The sequence below is a fragment of the Pseudomonas sp. NPDC089734 genome (assembly GCF_044748865.1).
Classification (GTDB): domain Bacteria; phylum Pseudomonadota; class Gammaproteobacteria; order Pseudomonadales; family Pseudomonadaceae; genus Aquipseudomonas.
Genome location: NZ_JBIVGV010000001.1, coordinates 138,078 through 153,844, shown reverse-complemented (window position 1 = coordinate 153,844; position 15,767 = coordinate 138,078). Strand labels below are relative to the sequence as shown.

Genomic DNA, 15,767 nt, shown 5'->3' with positions numbered 1-15,767 from the left:
TCCACCAACGCCTTCAAGAGCCAGCCGGATGTGTTGAATGAGTTGTTGGGCGAGGCCGAGTGAGTCGGGTTCGCGAATGAATTCGCTCCTACGGGGCCGCGTGTAGGAGCGAATTCATTCGCGAAGGCCCCTTACACCATCACTCCGGCTTCTCCAGCTCATCCACCAACGCCTTCAAGAGCCAGCCGGATGTGTTGAATGAGTTGTTGGGCGAGGCCGAGTGAGTCGGGTTCGCGAATGAATTCGCTCCTACGGGTCCGTGGTAGGAGCGAATTCATTCGCGAAAGCCCTTTACACCATCACTCCGGCTTCTCCAGCTCATCCACCAGCGCCTTGAAGAACCGCGCAGCCTCGCCTCCGGTCACCGCTCGGTGATCGAAGGTGAGTGACAACGGCAGGACCGGGTGGATAACCACCTCCCCGTTCATGGCCACCGGTTCTTCACGAATCCCGCCCGCACCGATAATCGCCACTTGTGGCGGTACGACGATGGGGTTGGCGTAGCGGCCGAACAGGGTGCCGAAGTTAGAGAGCGTGATGGTGGCGCCCATCATTTCCTGTGGCGGAATCGAGCGGGCTTTGACGTCGGCGCGCAGTCGGCTCATGCCTTCCTTGAGGTCGGCAGCGGTGCGGTTGCCTACGTCGCGTAGCACCGGTACGAACAGGCCGTCAGGCGTGTCCACGGCGATGCCCAGGTTGAGGGTTTCATGTTGTTTGATCGACAGGGATTTGCCGTCGAACCAGCTATTGAGCACCGGCTCTACCTTGCAGGCTTCGGCCATGGCCTTGCCCAGTCGAATCAACGGGTCCCGAGCCTGCGCCCAGCGGTGCAGATCGGCATCTCCGAAAATTGTCACCGGCACCACTTCGGCATGGGATCTGGCCATGTTGATCGCCATGCTGCGCCGTACGCCCCGTAGGCGCTGGCCGCCGAACTTGTCGCGCTCGAGCTGTGCGGCCCGTTCGACATCGGCGCGGGTGATCAGGCCGTTATTGCCCGAGCCCGTCAGGCCATTCAGCTCCACCCCCAGTTGCCGGGCCAGTTGGCGCACGGCGGGCGTGGCCTTGACGGCCAGATGTTCACGGGTCGACGGCGCGGCGCCCACGCAGAACTGGTCGTCCTGGCTGCCGCCGCCTTCAAGACGCCCGACCACGGTGCCGGCATCGCCCTCGCCTTCAAAGGCCATCAGGGGTTCGCCCACATGCAGAACGTCACCATCGCCTCCAAAGAGCTTGGTCACTACGCCGTCATAAGGGGCGGGAATATCGACGATGGCCTTGGCGGTCTCGACCGAGACGACCAGTTGGTCGGCATGCACCGTGTCCCCGGCCTTGACGTGCCATTGGACAATTTCCGCTTCCTGTAGACCTTCGCCCAGATCGGGCAATTTGAAATATTTCATCGCAAGCCTCCTTGGGCATCAGGCGAAATCGAGCACGGTGTCGCAGGCATGCAGAATGTCTTCCACGGCCGGGATATACAGCTGTTCCAGCCGGTACAGCGGCGGCGGAATATCCGGTGCGGTGACACGCTGAATGGGTGCCTGCAAATCCATGAAGACCCGCTCATAGAGGCTGGCGGCGATTTCCGAGCCGACGGCACAGGAACGCGGCGCTTCATGCACGATGACGCAACGCCCGGTCTTGCGGACCGAGGCTTCAAGGGTGTCGAGGTCCAGGGGTTTGACGCAGGCCACGTCGATGACTTCTGCCGAAACACCCCGCTCGGCCAGGGCACTGGCCGCCTGCAGGGTTTCATGCACGCTGGCGCCCCAGCTGATCAGGGTGACGTCGCTGCCTTCGCGCAAGGTGAAACAGCTGTCGAGCGGCAAGCGTTTGCCATCGTCGATCAAGGGTTGCGGGTTCATGCGATAGAGCCGGGTCGGCTCCAGGAAGATAACGGGATCGGGATCGTCGATGGCCGCCAGCAGCAAGCCATAGGCACGGGCTGGCGACGACGGGATGACGACGCGCAGGCCGGGTACGTGAGCGAACATCGCCTCGGTGCTTTCACTGTGATGCTCGGGCGCACGAATACCGGCCCCCATGGGCGTGCGCAGCACCATCGGGCAGGAAAGACGCCCACGGGTGCGATTGCGGATGCGGCTGGCGTGGGAAACCAGATGTTCCATGGCGGCATAGATGAATCCCATGAACTGGATTTCCACCACCGGTTTCAGGCCCTGTGCCGCCATGCCGACCACAAGGCCGCCGAGCATGGTTTCCGCCAGTGGCGAGTCGATCACGCGCTTGAAGCCGAAGCTGTCCCGCAGCCCTTGGGTCGCGCGGAACACACCGCCGTTCACGCCCACGTCTTCGCCCATCACGATCACGTTTTCGTCTTCGGCCATAGCCCGGTGCATCGCCAGGTTTACGGCTTCCAGCAGGCTGACTTTTTCATTGGCCATGATGTTCACCTCCGGCACGCCGTGCGACACGCTCCAGGAACCATTCATGTTGCTCCGCCAGGGCCGCAGGCCATTGGGCGTAGACGTGTTCCATGACCGATTCGGGAGACTGGGTACCGGTGCTTTCAAATACATCCACCGACTTTTGCACCAAGGCCTGGCATTCACTGATCAAGGCCTGTTCGCGCCCTTCGTCCCAGACGCCTTGGCTGACCATGAAGGATTGCAGGCGTTTGACGGGCTCTTCCTGCCAGGCCTGTTTGACCTCTTCGGCAGGGCGATAGCGTGTCGCGTCGTCGGCGGTGGTGTGGTCGCCCAGCCGATAACTCAGGCACTCCAGCAATACCGGGCCTTTACCTGTGCGCGCCCGCTCCAGAGCGATCTGCATCCGGTCGTAGACGGCAAGCATGTCGTTGCCATCGACCTGTTCACCGTGGAAGCCCGCACCAATGGCCTTCTGGGCCAGGGTCGGTGCGCCGCACTGAATGCGCCGCGGAACGGAGATCGCCCACTGGTTGTTGTTGACAACAAACACCACCGGCAATTGCCAGGCGCCCGCGACGTTGAGGGCTTCAAGGAAGTCGCCCTTGCTGGTCGCGCCGTCGCCGCAGGTGGTGACGGCTACCCGATGCTCGCCGCGAATCTTGAAAGCACTGGCCACACCGCAGGCATGCAGCGCCTGGGTCGCAATCGGTACACACAACGGGAAGTCCTGGGCGACGGCAGGTTCGGCATAGGCGCTGCCGCGTTCGTCTCCGCCCCAGTACAGAAGGATTTCTTCCATGCGCACGCCACGCATCAGTTGCACGGCGGTGTCACGGTAATAAGGCACCAGCACGTCTTCGGCATGCATCAGGCTGCCAATGGCGACACCAATGGCTTCCTGGCCAAGGGTCGGCGCGTAAGTGCCGATGCGGCCGGTGCGTTGCAGGGCCACGGCTTTCTGGTCGAAAAGGCGGGTCAGCACCATTTGCCGGTAGAGGCGGGTCAACAGGTTGAAATCGTCGGCCCAAGGGGGAAGTTCTCCGGTCAAGCGACCGTCGGGGGCCAGGTAGCGGGTGTACGCAAGCTTGATCTTGTTAGACATTCGTGACTCCTGACACGCGGGGTAGGCGTGATGATCATGACTCGCGGCTTTTGGCTGCGAAGATCCTGCCGAACGACACCGGGGGTGGTGGCTGTCATCCGACGTTCAACAAGTGTTCTGCCAGCGCATCGGCGACGCGCGCAGGTGAGCGCTTTTCCGCCTGAGAGTGGGCATACACTTCTGTCAATCGTAGTCCGATTCGTAAAAGATGCGCGGTGATGGCGTTCTGATTTTCACCTCGGTGTTTGAGTGCGACGTGGATCAGGCCGCCGGAATTGATGACGTAGTCAGGCGCATAAAGAATGCCGCGGGCCTCCAGCTGGTCGGCCACCTGAAGGCTGCTCAACTGGTTATTGGCGGCACCGGCCACGGCAGCGCAACGCAATTGCGCCACGCTCTGGCAGTTCAGGACACACCCCAGGGCACACGGGGCCAGGATGTCGCAAGGCGTGCTCATCAAGGCTTCACAGGCGATGGGATGGGCACCGAACCGCTCCATCGCCAGTTGCACCTTGCTGCTGTCCAGGTCGCTGACCAGCAGGTCGGCTCCCGCTGCATGAAGCAGTTCGGCCAGGGGATAGCCCACGTGCCCCAGCCCCTGGATCGCGATCCTCAAGCCTTCGAGGTTGTCACTGCCCAGACGGGCTATCGCGGTGGTGCGAATGCCGGAGAACACGCCCATGGCGGTGTACGGAGAGGGGTCGCCCTCTTCACTGGTGCTGGTGACATGGCGGGTATGCATGGCCACGCAATCCATGTCTTCGCTGGAGGTGCCGCTGTCCACGGCGGTGATGTAACGCCCTTCAAGGGTGTCGACGAACCGGCCAAAGGCTTCAAAAAGGGCGGCGCGACTGCCGGAATGCACAGACTGCATGATCACGGCTTTTCCGCCCCCCAGCGGCAGGCCCGCGAGGACAGCCTTGTAGCTCATGCTTTTAGCCAGTTGAATGGCATCTTCGATGGCGCTCTCTTCATCTGGATAGGTCAGATAACGGCATCCACCCAATGCTGGCCCCATGCGGCTGTTGTGAATGGCGATGACCGCTTTAAGACCCACTTGCGGGTCATGGACCAGGTGAAGCGCTTCGGTACGCGACCGTTGCATGAGAGCAAACATGGAGGGTGCTCCCCGGTTCTTGTTTGTATTGCGAGTATAGGCGTTGCCTGAAAAAGCGATCGACCACTCAGGCATATGCAAACGGCGCTGGACGAAAGTCGCAGGCAAGGCTACAAGGAGCGTGGGTGTGAGCGCTTTAACGAACGAGTCCACATGGAGTGGCCCATGACTCCACGTCAAAACTGCCTGGCCTGCCTGCAACGCACGCCACCTTCAGTGTTTGAAGCCGCCTTATGGATTTCGGCCGAACATGACCCTGAGTTTCTGCCGTCGCTGATGACAGAAGAGCTCGACCTGCTGCAGCGACAACTCAATACTGCGCTGCCGACATTGCCGACCGCCGAGCTGGCGCAACCCTTGTTGCGACAACTCAACCACATGGGTTTCCAGCAGGACGACTGGAACCCTCCCCGGCCAGAATCGGCGCTGTTACACAAGATCGTGCAACGCCGCCAGGGTCAGCCGCTGGGACTGGCGCTGATTGCAATGGAGCTGGCCAGGCGTCTGCACATTGTTCTGGAAGGGGTGAACTTTCCCGGCCATTTCCTGCTGCGCGTACCGGGTGCCGATCACCTGCTGGACCCTTGCAGCGGGCGCAGGTTGTACCCCAGGGACTGCCGTGAGCTGCTGATTCGCCAGTTCGGGCCGGACATGACCTTGCGGGCCGAACACATGACCCGCGCCAGCCCTCTGGACATGCTGCAACGCATGTCGCGCAACCTGCGCCACCTGCACCTGGTCAATGATGAATTCATGGCATCGCTCAAGGACGCCGACCGGATCGTCGAACTGGGCCAGGCCACCAGCAACGATCATCTGGCCCGGGCCAATCTGTATCAGACCCTCGAATGCCCCCAGGCCGAACGCTTCGACCTGGAGCGGGCATTGCTGCTGAGCCACGATCCCATACAACGCCTGAAACTGACCGAGAGGCTGAATCAGTTACCGCCCAATGGCGCGCTTCACTGAACAGACTTCGCATTCGCGGCGGCTTTGCTCTTTTTCTCAGCCTCGTTGATCTTCATCATTTCCGCGCTGGTCCCGGTGCTGGCGAAGGTGTGCAGGTTCTGGATGACGTGAATGACCTTGATGTAGTCAGGCAACAGCATTTTTGAATACGGATCACCCAACAAGGCCTTTTTCTTCATTGCCGCAACTCGCCCGGCGAAGAACTCCAGCGCATTGATGGCCTTGTCCGGGTTCCGGACTTCGCCTTTTTCATCGAACTCGTCACCCGCACGGCTCAAGAGTTCGGCGGTGTGATTATCGATAAACCCGCCGCTGTACAACTTCATGCCCGCTCTGGACAGTTGCTTGGGTGTGATCAGCTCAGGATTGAAGCCCCTGAAAAGTGGCTTCATCTTTTTCTTCTCCATCGCCAGCATGTTAAGCGCACCAGAGTTCGTGCTGCCGGCTTCACGCAGGATTTCCCTGAGCTGTGGTGATTTCTTATTGCGGCTGGTTTTTACGGGAGGTGTTCTTACAACGATCTGGGGCAAGTCGCCATGAATCGACCTTGGCATGTTGATACTCCTGACTCATCGAATACGCACCTCTTGAGTATCGGAGTAACTGAGCATTAATTAATAGCCAAAGAAAAATCAATACATCTCCTACACGATAAAAACATAACTCCCACACCCCCACCTCACTCGCACGACAAAAACAAAAGATGCAAAAATCTGAAAATCATGTTTAAAAGATTTTCACCCATTCAGCATAAAGGGTTCATTTTTCCCGAAACGGTTTTGGACCCCATAACTACCAAAAACCAAGAACAATACATCTGGATTTGTTCATGAACAAAAGAATAGCAATACTCCTTCTCGCCTTGTGTGTATCACACACCCCCCATGTCGTACTTGCTCAAGATGGACAACTCCGAACAGGACAAGTCCCCTGCTTGAAAGTCACCCGAACTCTTTACGAAAGTACAGCTCAACCGGGAAGCTACAAAGTCATCTATGGCCCCTATACCGTCCAGTGCAGCACAACCTCACACAGCTTACAGCTGCGAAGCAAAGGAGGGCGTAGATTGCCAGCGACGATAGAGAAGCTACAGAATGGGCGCTGGGAAAAGGTGGTCATCAATCAGTTTGATCCCAGCAAGAATCTAGGCACCGGCACATTCCGAATGATCCTCGACCATACCAAGGCCACAACCCCCGTTAGCTACAAAGGGAAGGTCACAGTCCCGATGTGAACAATACCGTGCTTTGCATCCGGTCAAGATTTCATTGACCGGATGCCCCATGAATCGACAACATTCAGATATGTGTATCGACAGAGGAAGCGCTTCGTGACTTTTGGGCACGCTCCTCCAGAGCCAGCAAGACCGTAATGGCAAGATCGACTTTCACCACGGAATCCCTCATGTAGCCATGCCCTTGTCTGATACCGTCCTTTAGAAATTCCAGGCTATGGTACAGATATTCAAATGCATCGACTTTTTTGTCCTTGTTGATCTGATAGCCCTGCGCATCGAACTCTACCCCTGCATAGTCAAGACCTGAGCGGGTAGCCTGATCAATGATTCCCAAGTCCATCAGCAATATACCGATGCCCTTCATTTCATTGAAACTGGTATTGCGCGGATCAAACCCCGACAAATCGAGATCAAACCCTTGCAGCTTTACCGCATTGGAGATTGTCTCATCCGCCCAATACTGCCTTAATTTTTGAAGGACTTCTTCATCTTCATACTTAAAGCCTGAATCTGTCTTGAAGCGCTCGCCCGCTTTCAATTCATAGTGAATCAGACGATCCCTGACTCGTATAAGATTCTCATCCATAGGTCACCCGCACGATAAAAAACACTCAATGTGCTATCGGGCAACTCGAAAAAATCTTGATCCACAAAACTGAAACACCTGACCGCACAGAAACAAATAGACTCGTCTTACAAATAAAAAACCAAAATCCCACACACAAGAAAAACCAAATACCACAACTTAAAATTTATACGCCCCGTTTTAAATACATGTTCAAAACATGGGAACTCAAAAACTCAGTACCCATGCCTGATACATATCTAAAACACACAGAAACCGCTTTACCCCAACTGCTTGATGAACGCTGCCAGCCAGGGTTCGGCATCGCTTTCCGGGGTGACACTTTCACTGGCGTCCAGGCGCAGCATCTCTTGCACCTCGACCGCTCCCAGTTCGGTGAACAGTTCACGCATCAGCTCGCCGCCGCCACAGAAGGTGTCGCCATAACTGGCATCGCCCAGGCCGATCACTCCGGCGGGCAGCCCTCTCAGGAAGGAGGGCAGGGTTTCACGCAGTTGTGAATAAATGGGCAGGATGTTGTCGGGCAATTCGCCCATGCCAGTCGTCGAGGTCACGGCCAGCAAGGCCTGTGGCTCGAAAGCCTGCAACTCGGCCAGTGTGATGCGCGAGTTGTGCAAGGCTTCATGGCCCGCATCGCGCAGAATCGCGCCTGCATGACGGGCAACCTCTTCAGCCGATCCATAGACTGAACCGGAAATGATAGCGACTCTCATGACAAATCCTGTGACTGAGTAAAAGAGTCGGACATTATGCCTCATCGATCCGGCTGCCGAGACCGGTTTTTGCCCCGTAGCCTATCTGCAAAGCGCACGCAAAATTTCTGCAAAGAAAAATGGATAAAGTGACGAGCGGTCAGAACAGAAAAAGGAATTCAGTGTCTCTCTCCTTGTCGCCGACTAATCCGTAAGAGTTAATCATGCTGCCCGACTCCATCCTCACGCAGGCCGAGCTGGATTTCATCCAGAGCATGCAGCACAACCCCAGACTCAACGTACGTGACAGTACGCGCAGCCTGATGGTCAACGGTGGCGTGCAAATCCAGAATCTGCTGACGCGTCTGGCGGCCCATGAACAGGTGACGATTCACGCGCAGTTCCAGGATCAGCAGATGAATTTCCCCCTGCACCTGGTCGAAGATGAATTCCATGCCCTGCACCTGGAACTCGGCACACCGAGCATCTATGAGGAAGGCCCGCAGATCCGCCCCTGGCGCTTTGCCCTTCCTGAGCCCCTGGCACTGGAAACCGAAAAAGGCTCGCTGACCTCACTCTGGATTCATGAAGTGTCGTTCAAGGGTGTTTTGCTTGAGTACCGTAAACCGCGAAAACTGCCCGCCCGCTTCAGCGCCTGGTTCAACCCGGTCGGCCACGCGCCTATAGCCATCGAAGGAACCCTGGAGCGTGTGAAGGAAAACGGCATGGGTGCCTATCGACTGAACCGGGACAACAAGGAAGAGGCCGAGCGCCTGCTTCGCTACCTTCAGAAACAGCATCAACGCCTGTACCCCGCCATGCACCGCTGACTGGCTTCACTGCACACTCCCCGACTCCCCTCAAACCCGACGAACAGGACTTGTACAGCGCAAGCCTCCCGGCGACAGTGTGCCCGCACGCAAACGGTGACCTGTGTATCAGGAACATTCCTTGCTTGTTTTTTGAGCGAAGCTGACAGGCCTCCACCACCCCGGAGCCGTGTCATGTGACTTCCCTACCCGGGAATCTCACTCGTCTATCGGAGATACACAATGTCTACCCATCCCGTCACCTTGATGGTTGCACGCCGCGTTGCCCATGGCCGCTACCAGGAACTCCTGACCTGGCTGCATGAAGGCGAACAATTGGCCACCGATTTTCCCGGTTATCTGGGCTCCGGTGTCCTGGCTCCCCCTCCCGGGGATGATGAATTCCAGATCATTTTCCGCTTCGCCGATGCCGAAACCATGCACGCCTGGGAGCATTCTGCGTCTCGACGCTCCTGGTTGGTGCGTGGAAGCGGGCTTTTTGCCCAGCCGTCGGAGCGGCGGGTCAGCGGCATCGATGGCTGGTTCGGTGCCGCCAGCCAGCGCCCTCCACGCTGGAAACAGGCCGTGGCCATCTGGCTGGCCTTCTTCCCTGTCTCCCTGACCTTCAATTTCCTGCTGGGGCCGCTGCTCGATCATCTGGAGCTGACGCCACGCATCATGCTCAGCACGCTGATCCTGACGCCGCTGATGGTTTACCTGTTCATTCCCCTGTCCACGCGCCTGCTGGCCAACTGGCTGAACACGGAACCGGCAGCCCCGAATGCATCGGGCAAACCGGTTCGCAGCCATTGAGCGACACCGGCATGTAAACTCGGGTTTTGAGCGCGTGCCCGCACTCCAGGTGAAACTTCAGTTATGCTGGGACCCTTGAGTCGGGCACGCCTCCTGAACGAAACCCTTGAAGCCAACTGCATTACATGAATAAGACGATCCTTGTAACCGGTGCCAGCCAGCGAGTCGGCCTGGAGCTCGCCCTCCAGTTGGCGCAGGCAGGCTATACCGTCATCAGCGCCAGCCGCACCCTGATGCCAACCTCACCTCATCCCGATATCCTGCAATTTCAGGCGGACTTGACCCTGGAGCAGGATCGCCTGGCCCTGATCGAGTACATCGCCTCGAACCACGGTGGTCTGCGCGCAATCATCCACAATGCATCCCTGTGGCTGGACGACAGCCTGGAAAACCTGAACATCATGTTCAAGCTCCATGTCGAAGCGCCTTACCACCTGAACCAGGCACTGGGCCAATACCTGGCCCGACCGGAAAAGGCCGATATCATCCACATCTGCGACGACACCTCGTCTCGCGGCAGCAAAAGCCACATTGCCTACGCCGCCACCAAGGCCGCGCTGCAAAACATGGTGCTGTCGTTCGCCGAGAAATATGCCCCAAACATTCGCGTCAACGCCATCTTGCCGGGGCTGCTGATCCTGAAACCGGACAGCACCGAGGACTATCGGCAGCAGACGCTGAAAAAAGCCCTGCTGCAATTCGAGCCAGGGGCTGCGCCTCTGATCGAAGCGGTCTTTTATCTGCTGGAAGCCCGTTACACCACAGGAAACAGCATCGTCATCAATGGCGGTCGTCACCTGAAGAAAGGGATGTCCAGCGAGTGATTCAAGCGTCCTGCGCTACCTGCCTCAGTGACAGCTAGCGCCCTCCATCAACGCCCATTGCAACAGAGCCCATCATGACCGAGCAAGAACGCCTCGAACTTGAAGCCGCCGCCTTTCGCCGACTGGTCGCGCATCTGGACAGCCGCAAGGACGTCCAGAACATCGACCTGATGAACCTCTCCGGTTTCTGCCGCAACTGCCTGTCCAAGTGGTACAAGGCCGCTGCCGACGAGAGGCAGATCGACGTCAGCCTCGACGATGCCCGCGAAGTGGTTTACGGCATGCCGTACAACGAGTGGAAAGCCCAATACCAGAAAGAAGCCAGCGCCGAGCAGAAAGCCGCGTTCGCCAAGGAAACCAAGCATGACTGATCTGAACACCCTGCGCGCCAGCCTCAAGAGCGGCGAACACGCCTTTGCCGATACCCTGGCGTTCATCGCTGCGGGTTATGACTACCAGCCTCAAGCGTTCAAGAATGGCAGCGTCGAAAACGCAGCCGGCCAGAACGAAGGCTCATGCAAGACATTGGGCCTGGCCCTGCTGGAAGGTCTGAGCGACGAAGAAGCCCTGCTGGCATTCGGTGAGCATTACCGCTCGGTGCAGGCGACGCCGGAAGGCAACGACCACGGCAATATCCGTGCGTTGATCGCCCATGGTCTGGCGGGCGTGAAGTTTGAAGGTGAGCCGTTGAAGCGTAAGGGCTGATACCGCCGTCGCGGGCAAGCCCCTTCCCACAGGATTGTATTGATCTCGAGGGAGGGTCCTTGGCCGCGACAGCGGTGTCTCCGGTAGGAGCGAATTCATTCGCGAACCATTCGCGGATAAATCCGCTCCTACAGCATCAGAACGAAGCGTTCGCCAGGCCGTCCAGGTAACGCTCAACGTCCAGGGCAGCCATGCAGCCCGCACCGGCCGAGGTAATGGCCTGACGGTACACGTGATCAGCCACGTCGCCCGCCGCAAACACACCTTCCACGCTGGTGGCAGTGGCATTGCCTTCACGGCCGCCCTGCACAACCATGTAGCCGTCTTTCAACGCCAGTTGACCTTCAAACAGCGAAGTGTTCGGCGTATGGCCGATCGCGATGAACACACCATCAACCTTCAGCTCGTCGCTGGAGCCGTCGTTGTTCTTCAGGCGCGCACCGGTGACACCCATGTTGTCGCCCAGCACTTCATCCAGCGTCGCGTTGAGCTTGAGCTCGATCTTGCCTTCGGCCACACGGGCGTGCAGCTTGTCGATCAGGATCTTCTCGGCGCGGAACGTCTCGCGGCGGTGAACCAGAGTCACCTTGCTGGCGATGTTGGCCAGGTACAGCGCTTCTTCCACAGCGGTGTTACCACCACCGACCACCGCGACCTCACGGTTGCGATAGAAGAAACCGTCACAGGTCGCGCAAGCGGAAACGCCCTTGCCCATGAACGCTTCTTCCGACGGCAGGCCCAGGTAACGGGCGCTGGCGCCTGTAGCGATGATCAGCGCGTCACAGGTGTAGGTCGCGCTGTCGCCGGTGAGGCTGAACGGCTTGTTGGCCAGATCCACGGCGTTGATGTGGTCGAAGACGATTTCTGTCTCGAAACGCTCGGCATGTTCACGCATGCGTTCCATCAGCGCAGGGCCGGTCAGGCCATGGGGGTCGCCCGGCCAGTTATCGACTTCGGTGGTGGTGGTCAATTGACCGCCAGCCTGCATGCCGGTGATCAGCAGAGGCTTGAGGTTGGCACGGGCGGCATAGACCGCAGCGCTGTAACCGGCAGGGCCGGAGCCGAGAATAATCACTCGGGAATGACGTACGTCGGACATGACACACTCCTATCGACCGGCCGTTTTTGCCGCGGTCGGAACGGCTGGATGAAAAGGCCTGCCAGGGCACTTGAAGCAGTGCGCGTAATTCGGCAGACCTGAGAATTCTGAAGCTGCGGCCTGAGCCGCAGCCAGGTATTACAAGCTCTTGGCGTTGGACGCCAGGTAATCGGCAACGCCTTGAGCGTCAGCCTTCATGCCTTTCTGGCCTGGACGCCAGCCGGCCGGGCAGACTTCGCCGTTTTCTTCGGTGAACTGCAGTGCCTCGACCAGACGAACCATATCGTCCACATCACGGCCCAGTGGCAGGTTGTTCACCACCTGGTGCTGAACGATGCCCGCCTTGTCGATCAGGAACGAAGCACGCAAGGCAACGCCTGCGTCGTGCTCGATGCCATAGGCACGAGTAATTTCGTGTTTGACGTCGGCCACCATGGTGAACTCGACTTCGCCGATACCGCCTTTCTCGACCGGCGTGCTGCGCCATGCGTAGTGAGTGAACTGCGAATCGATGGATACGCCGACAACCTCTACGCCCAGCTCACGGAACTTGGCGATACGGTTATTGTGGGCAATGATTTCCGAAGGGCAAACGAAGGTAAAGTCCAGAGGCCAGAAAAACAGGACCACGTACTTGCCCTGCAGGGAGGACAGCTTGAAGCTGTCGACGATCGAACCGTCACCCAGTACGGCCGCTGCGTCAAAGTCCGGGGCTGGTTTGTTTACCAATACGCTCATTGATGACTCCATGAAAAGCTAAAAAGGACAGGCTCCGAAATTGCTGCAAAGCCTATCGGGGTGAGGAAGGGTAAGGAAATATCGATTCACAATCCACCTCATAGGCCACTTCTATTCGCAATCGACATGACAACGGCACGCTTGAGCCCCCAACGCCTCTTTCAAGCGCCCGGCAAAGCCGGTAATGTCGAGCGTTTTCCATTTTCCGGAGGCTGCCATGCCCGCCCCTGCCCTGACCGGCCCGCAATACCTGAGCGAAGGCCTGAAACTGATCCTCAGCCCCGGCCTGCGCCTGTTCGTTCTTCTGCCGCTGAGCATCAATCTGGTGCTGTTCGGTGGCCTGATCTACCTGGCCATGCATCAGTTCGGCATCTGGGTCGATACCTTCATGCCCAGCCTGCCCCACTGGCTGAGCTTTCTGAATTACATCCTCTGGCCCCTGTTTGTGGTGCTGGTACTGCTGATGGTGTTCTTCACCTTCACCATGATCGCCAACATCATTGCCGCGCCGTTCAACGGTTTTCTGTCCGAGAAGGTCGAGACCGTGATTCGCGGCAAGGACACCTCGCCTGATTTCAGCTGGACCGAACTGGCCGCCATGATCCCCCGTACCCTGGCCCGCGAGGCACGCAAGCTGGGTTACATGCTGCCCCGCATGATCGGACTGTTCATCCTGTCTTTCATCCCCGTGGTCAACCTGATCGCCGCCCCGCTCTGGCTGCTGTTCGGGATCTGGATGATGGCCATCCAGTACATCGACTACCCGGCGGATAACCACAAGATGAGCTGGCAGGACATGATCGCCTGGCTGAAAAGCAAACGCTGGCAGAGCCTGAGCTTCGGCGGAATCGTATATCTGGCCTTGCTGGTGCCGATGCTCAACATCCTGATGATGCCGGCAGCCGTGGCGGGAGCCACGCTGTTCTGGGTACGCGAAGGTGGTGTGAGCGCAGACGCCGGGGCTGTCACACAAACGCCACGCTAGCCTCGAATGAAGCGCCCTTTCCCAGCCGACTAGGTTTTGTACGAAAAGTACTGCCGCATGCAACGTAGGTTGCAGGCCAACGTGACCATAGCTGCAAAGCTCCTGGCCAGCTTGTCGTAGCGGGTACCTATTCGGCGGTTCTCTTTTAGCCAGCTAAACATCCGTTCAATGATGTTCCGCTGCCGATACTTCGGACGATCAAAGAGTCGAGGCAAGCCTGGCCGAGGCTTGCGCGGCATAGCCCGTAGCGGGATCACCGGCTGCATTCGGTACCTGTCGCAGTAGTGACGCAGGTGTTCTGCGTCATAGCCTTTGTCAGCCAGTAACTAGCGACTGCGCTTGCGTGGTCGCCCCGGCTTGCCGGGAATTCGCACCTGATCCAGCAGCGGCTGGGCATGAGCGATATCGCTGGATTGACCGGGCGAAAGCACTAAGCGTAATGGAACGCCATTGGCATCGCAGATCATATGAATCTTGGTAGTCAGACCACCTCGACTACGTCCCAACGCATGATCTAGCGGTTCTTCAGACCCCCTTTTTCCCGGCACCTGAAGAGGCTCGGGTTGCACGTACCGCAGTGGAGTCGATCATCCAGGTGTCCAGATCGATCAGTCCCTCCCGGTTCAAACGGATGTGCAAGCGCTCCAGCATCCGGTCGAACGCACCGTCGTCGCGCCAGTCACGAAAACGCTGATACACCGTTGACCAAGGCCCAAAGCGTTCCGGTAGATCACGCCAGGCAGCGCCCGAGCAGAGGATCCAAAGGATTCCGTGGAGCACCAGCCGATCATAGCTGCGTGGACGACCCATTTTCTGCTCTGGAGAAACCAGATCCTTGATCAATTCCCACGATGCGTCAGAGAGTTCGTAGCGCCTTGCCATGCGGGCCTCCAGCCAATCATGGCGGCAATTCTACTCGCACCGACTTTTCGTACAAAACCTAGGCACTTCACACGAGAGGGTGTAACTTTCGGGGTCAGCAGCTACGAAGTAACTGCCACATTCCTCATGAATGTCTACTCGGGCACCCTGTTGGAAGAGTCGGCCAGGGGCTTGGGTATCCCTTAAAACTTGCATAAGCATTCGATTACCTCATGGCAAAATTTATTAATAGGAATGCACCCAATATCCAACCAACGAATTAATCTTCAGAAATTTCGCCGTCATCGAGGCACTGGATGCCGAAATCTAATAGTTCATGCAAAGTGACGACAGTCTCTAGCCCGAGCTTGTCGTTAAGAGCATTTTGAGCCTTCTTCCAGGCTTGTTGACCTTCTGCTTGCTTTTCACGGCCAGCCTGAGTGCTAACAACAACACGGCTGCGGGCATCCCTTCCCGGTTGGATTTCAATCCATCCATGTGCAACTAATGACTGCGTATTGCGAGTCAGCGTCGACGCATCCATTTGCATGCGTTTAGCGAGATCACCTGGCCGGATAGGCCCCAGCCTCACGACATGAGACAGCAGTGCATATTGGGTATTTTTTAAACCCGTGGCAGCTACGTAGCTATCGTAATGGCGAGTCACCATTCGAGTCAGTTGCCTAAGTTTCAGGTTGGTACAGCCCTGAGGCTTGCGGATGATTTCCATGGAACAAATTTGCACCTGCAACAGTTGTATATGCAAAAATATCCTAGAAAACCCTCTCCAACAAGCAACAGCCGACCGGTGCGCTCAAATAGGGACAGAGGATGCTG

Annotated in this window: 17 protein-coding genes and 1 pseudogene; 7 read left to right on the top strand and 11 right to left on the bottom strand. The window is 57.8% G+C overall.

Annotated features, from left to right (window positions below; all coding sequences use genetic code 11):
- Positions 1-299: 299 nt before the first annotated feature.
- From ACIPY9_RS00740 to ACIPY9_RS00725, 4 genes are all read right to left on the bottom strand, one after another.
- Positions 300-1,403, bottom strand: a complete 1,104-nt coding sequence (locus ACIPY9_RS00740) for a dihydrolipoamide acetyltransferase family protein (protein WP_400696291.1) — start codon at positions 1,401-1,403, stop codon at positions 300-302.
- Between the two features lie 18 nt (positions 1,404-1,421).
- Positions 1,422-2,408, bottom strand: a complete 987-nt coding sequence (locus ACIPY9_RS00735; RefSeq protein WP_400696289.1) for an alpha-ketoacid dehydrogenase subunit beta — start codon at positions 2,406-2,408, stop codon at positions 1,422-1,424.
- Positions 2,398-3,495 (bottom strand): pyruvate dehydrogenase (acetyl-transferring) E1 component subunit alpha, encoded by a 1,098-nt coding sequence (gene pdhA / locus ACIPY9_RS00730; RefSeq protein WP_400696288.1) that lies wholly within the window; start codon positions 3,493-3,495, stop codon positions 2,398-2,400. Before pdhA ends, ACIPY9_RS00735 begins: the two co-directional genes overlap by 11 nt.
- A 94-nt stretch (positions 3,496-3,589) precedes the next feature.
- A complete protein-coding gene (locus ACIPY9_RS00725; protein ID WP_400696286.1) occupies positions 3,590-4,612 on the bottom strand; it encodes a Leu/Phe/Val dehydrogenase in 1,023 nt (340 codons plus the stop codon).
- Positions 4,613-4,777: 165 nt separating this feature from the next.
- Here ACIPY9_RS00725 and ACIPY9_RS00720 point away from each other — a divergent pair, with 165 nt between their 5' ends.
- On the top strand, positions 4,778-5,581 hold the full coding sequence (locus ACIPY9_RS00720) for a SirB1 family protein (RefSeq protein WP_400696284.1): 804 nt from the start codon (positions 4,778-4,780) through the stop codon (positions 5,579-5,581).
- On the opposite strand, the gene ACIPY9_RS00715 is transcribed toward ACIPY9_RS00720, so the two are convergent.
- The 3 genes from ACIPY9_RS00715 to ACIPY9_RS00705 form a co-directional block, all read right to left on the bottom strand.
- Positions 5,575-6,135, bottom strand: a complete 561-nt coding sequence (locus ACIPY9_RS00715; protein WP_400696282.1) for a hypothetical protein — start codon at positions 6,133-6,135, stop codon at positions 5,575-5,577. The two genes, ACIPY9_RS00720 and ACIPY9_RS00715, sit on opposite strands and share 7 nt — an antisense overlap.
- A 744-nt stretch (positions 6,136-6,879) precedes the next feature.
- Positions 6,880-7,404 (bottom strand): hypothetical protein, encoded by a 525-nt coding sequence (locus ACIPY9_RS00710; protein ID WP_400696281.1) that lies wholly within the window; start codon positions 7,402-7,404, stop codon positions 6,880-6,882.
- Between the two features lie 260 nt (positions 7,405-7,664).
- Positions 7,665-8,117, bottom strand: coding sequence for a flavodoxin (locus ACIPY9_RS00705; RefSeq protein WP_400696279.1), 453 nt, complete (start codon positions 8,115-8,117; stop codon positions 7,665-7,667).
- Between the two features lie 203 nt (positions 8,118-8,320).
- On the opposite strand from ACIPY9_RS00705, the gene ACIPY9_RS00700 reads away from it, so the two are divergent.
- The 5 genes from ACIPY9_RS00700 to ACIPY9_RS00680 all read left to right on the top strand — a co-directional run bounded on the left by ACIPY9_RS00700 (position 8,321) and on the right by ACIPY9_RS00680 (position 11,247).
- Positions 8,321-8,926, top strand: coding sequence for a hypothetical protein (locus tag ACIPY9_RS00700; protein WP_400696277.1), 606 nt, complete (start codon positions 8,321-8,323; stop codon positions 8,924-8,926).
- A gap of 222 nt (positions 8,927-9,148) precedes the next feature.
- Positions 9,149-9,718, top strand: coding sequence for an antibiotic biosynthesis monooxygenase (locus tag ACIPY9_RS00695; RefSeq protein ID WP_400696275.1), 570 nt, complete (start codon positions 9,149-9,151; stop codon positions 9,716-9,718).
- A gap of 125 nt (positions 9,719-9,843) precedes the next feature.
- Positions 9,844-10,542 (top strand): dihydromonapterin reductase, encoded by a 699-nt coding sequence (gene folM, locus ACIPY9_RS00690; RefSeq protein WP_400696273.1) that lies wholly within the window; start codon positions 9,844-9,846, stop codon positions 10,540-10,542.
- Between the two features lie 74 nt (positions 10,543-10,616).
- Complete coding sequence (locus ACIPY9_RS00685) at positions 10,617-10,913, top strand: DUF1244 domain-containing protein (RefSeq protein WP_400696272.1); 297 nt, start codon at positions 10,617-10,619, stop codon at positions 10,911-10,913.
- Positions 10,906-11,247, top strand: coding sequence for a HopJ type III effector protein (locus ACIPY9_RS00680; RefSeq protein ID WP_400696270.1), 342 nt, complete (start codon positions 10,906-10,908; stop codon positions 11,245-11,247). Before ACIPY9_RS00685 ends, ACIPY9_RS00680 begins: the two co-directional genes overlap by 8 nt.
- 136 nt (positions 11,248-11,383) lie before the next feature.
- Here the strand turns inward: ACIPY9_RS00680 and trxB are convergent, their stop codons facing one another.
- Positions 11,384-12,346: a thioredoxin-disulfide reductase gene (gene trxB, locus ACIPY9_RS00675; protein WP_400696268.1), complete on the bottom strand. Its 963-nt coding sequence runs from the start codon at positions 12,344-12,346 to the stop codon at positions 11,384-11,386.
- Between the two features lie 138 nt (positions 12,347-12,484).
- Positions 12,485-13,084: a peroxiredoxin gene (locus ACIPY9_RS00670; RefSeq protein WP_400696267.1), complete on the bottom strand. Its 600-nt coding sequence runs from the start codon at positions 13,082-13,084 to the stop codon at positions 12,485-12,487.
- A 217-nt stretch (positions 13,085-13,301) separates the two neighbouring features.
- Here ACIPY9_RS00670 and cysZ point away from each other — a divergent pair, with 217 nt between their 5' ends.
- Positions 13,302-14,069, top strand: coding sequence for a sulfate transporter CysZ (gene cysZ / locus ACIPY9_RS00665; protein WP_400696265.1), 768 nt, complete (start codon positions 13,302-13,304; stop codon positions 14,067-14,069).
- A gap of 29 nt (positions 14,070-14,098) precedes the next feature.
- On the opposite strand, the pseudogene ACIPY9_RS00660 reads toward cysZ, so the two are convergent.
- Positions 14,099-14,951, bottom strand: a pseudogene (locus ACIPY9_RS00660) (IS5 family transposase).
- Positions 14,952-15,210: 259 nt separating this feature from the next.
- The gene (locus ACIPY9_RS00655; RefSeq protein ID WP_400696263.1) at positions 15,211-15,660 is read right to left on the bottom strand and encodes a MarR family winged helix-turn-helix transcriptional regulator; all 450 of its coding nucleotides are present in this window, start codon (positions 15,658-15,660) and stop codon (positions 15,211-15,213) included.
- Positions 15,661-15,767: the final 107 nt, after the last annotated feature.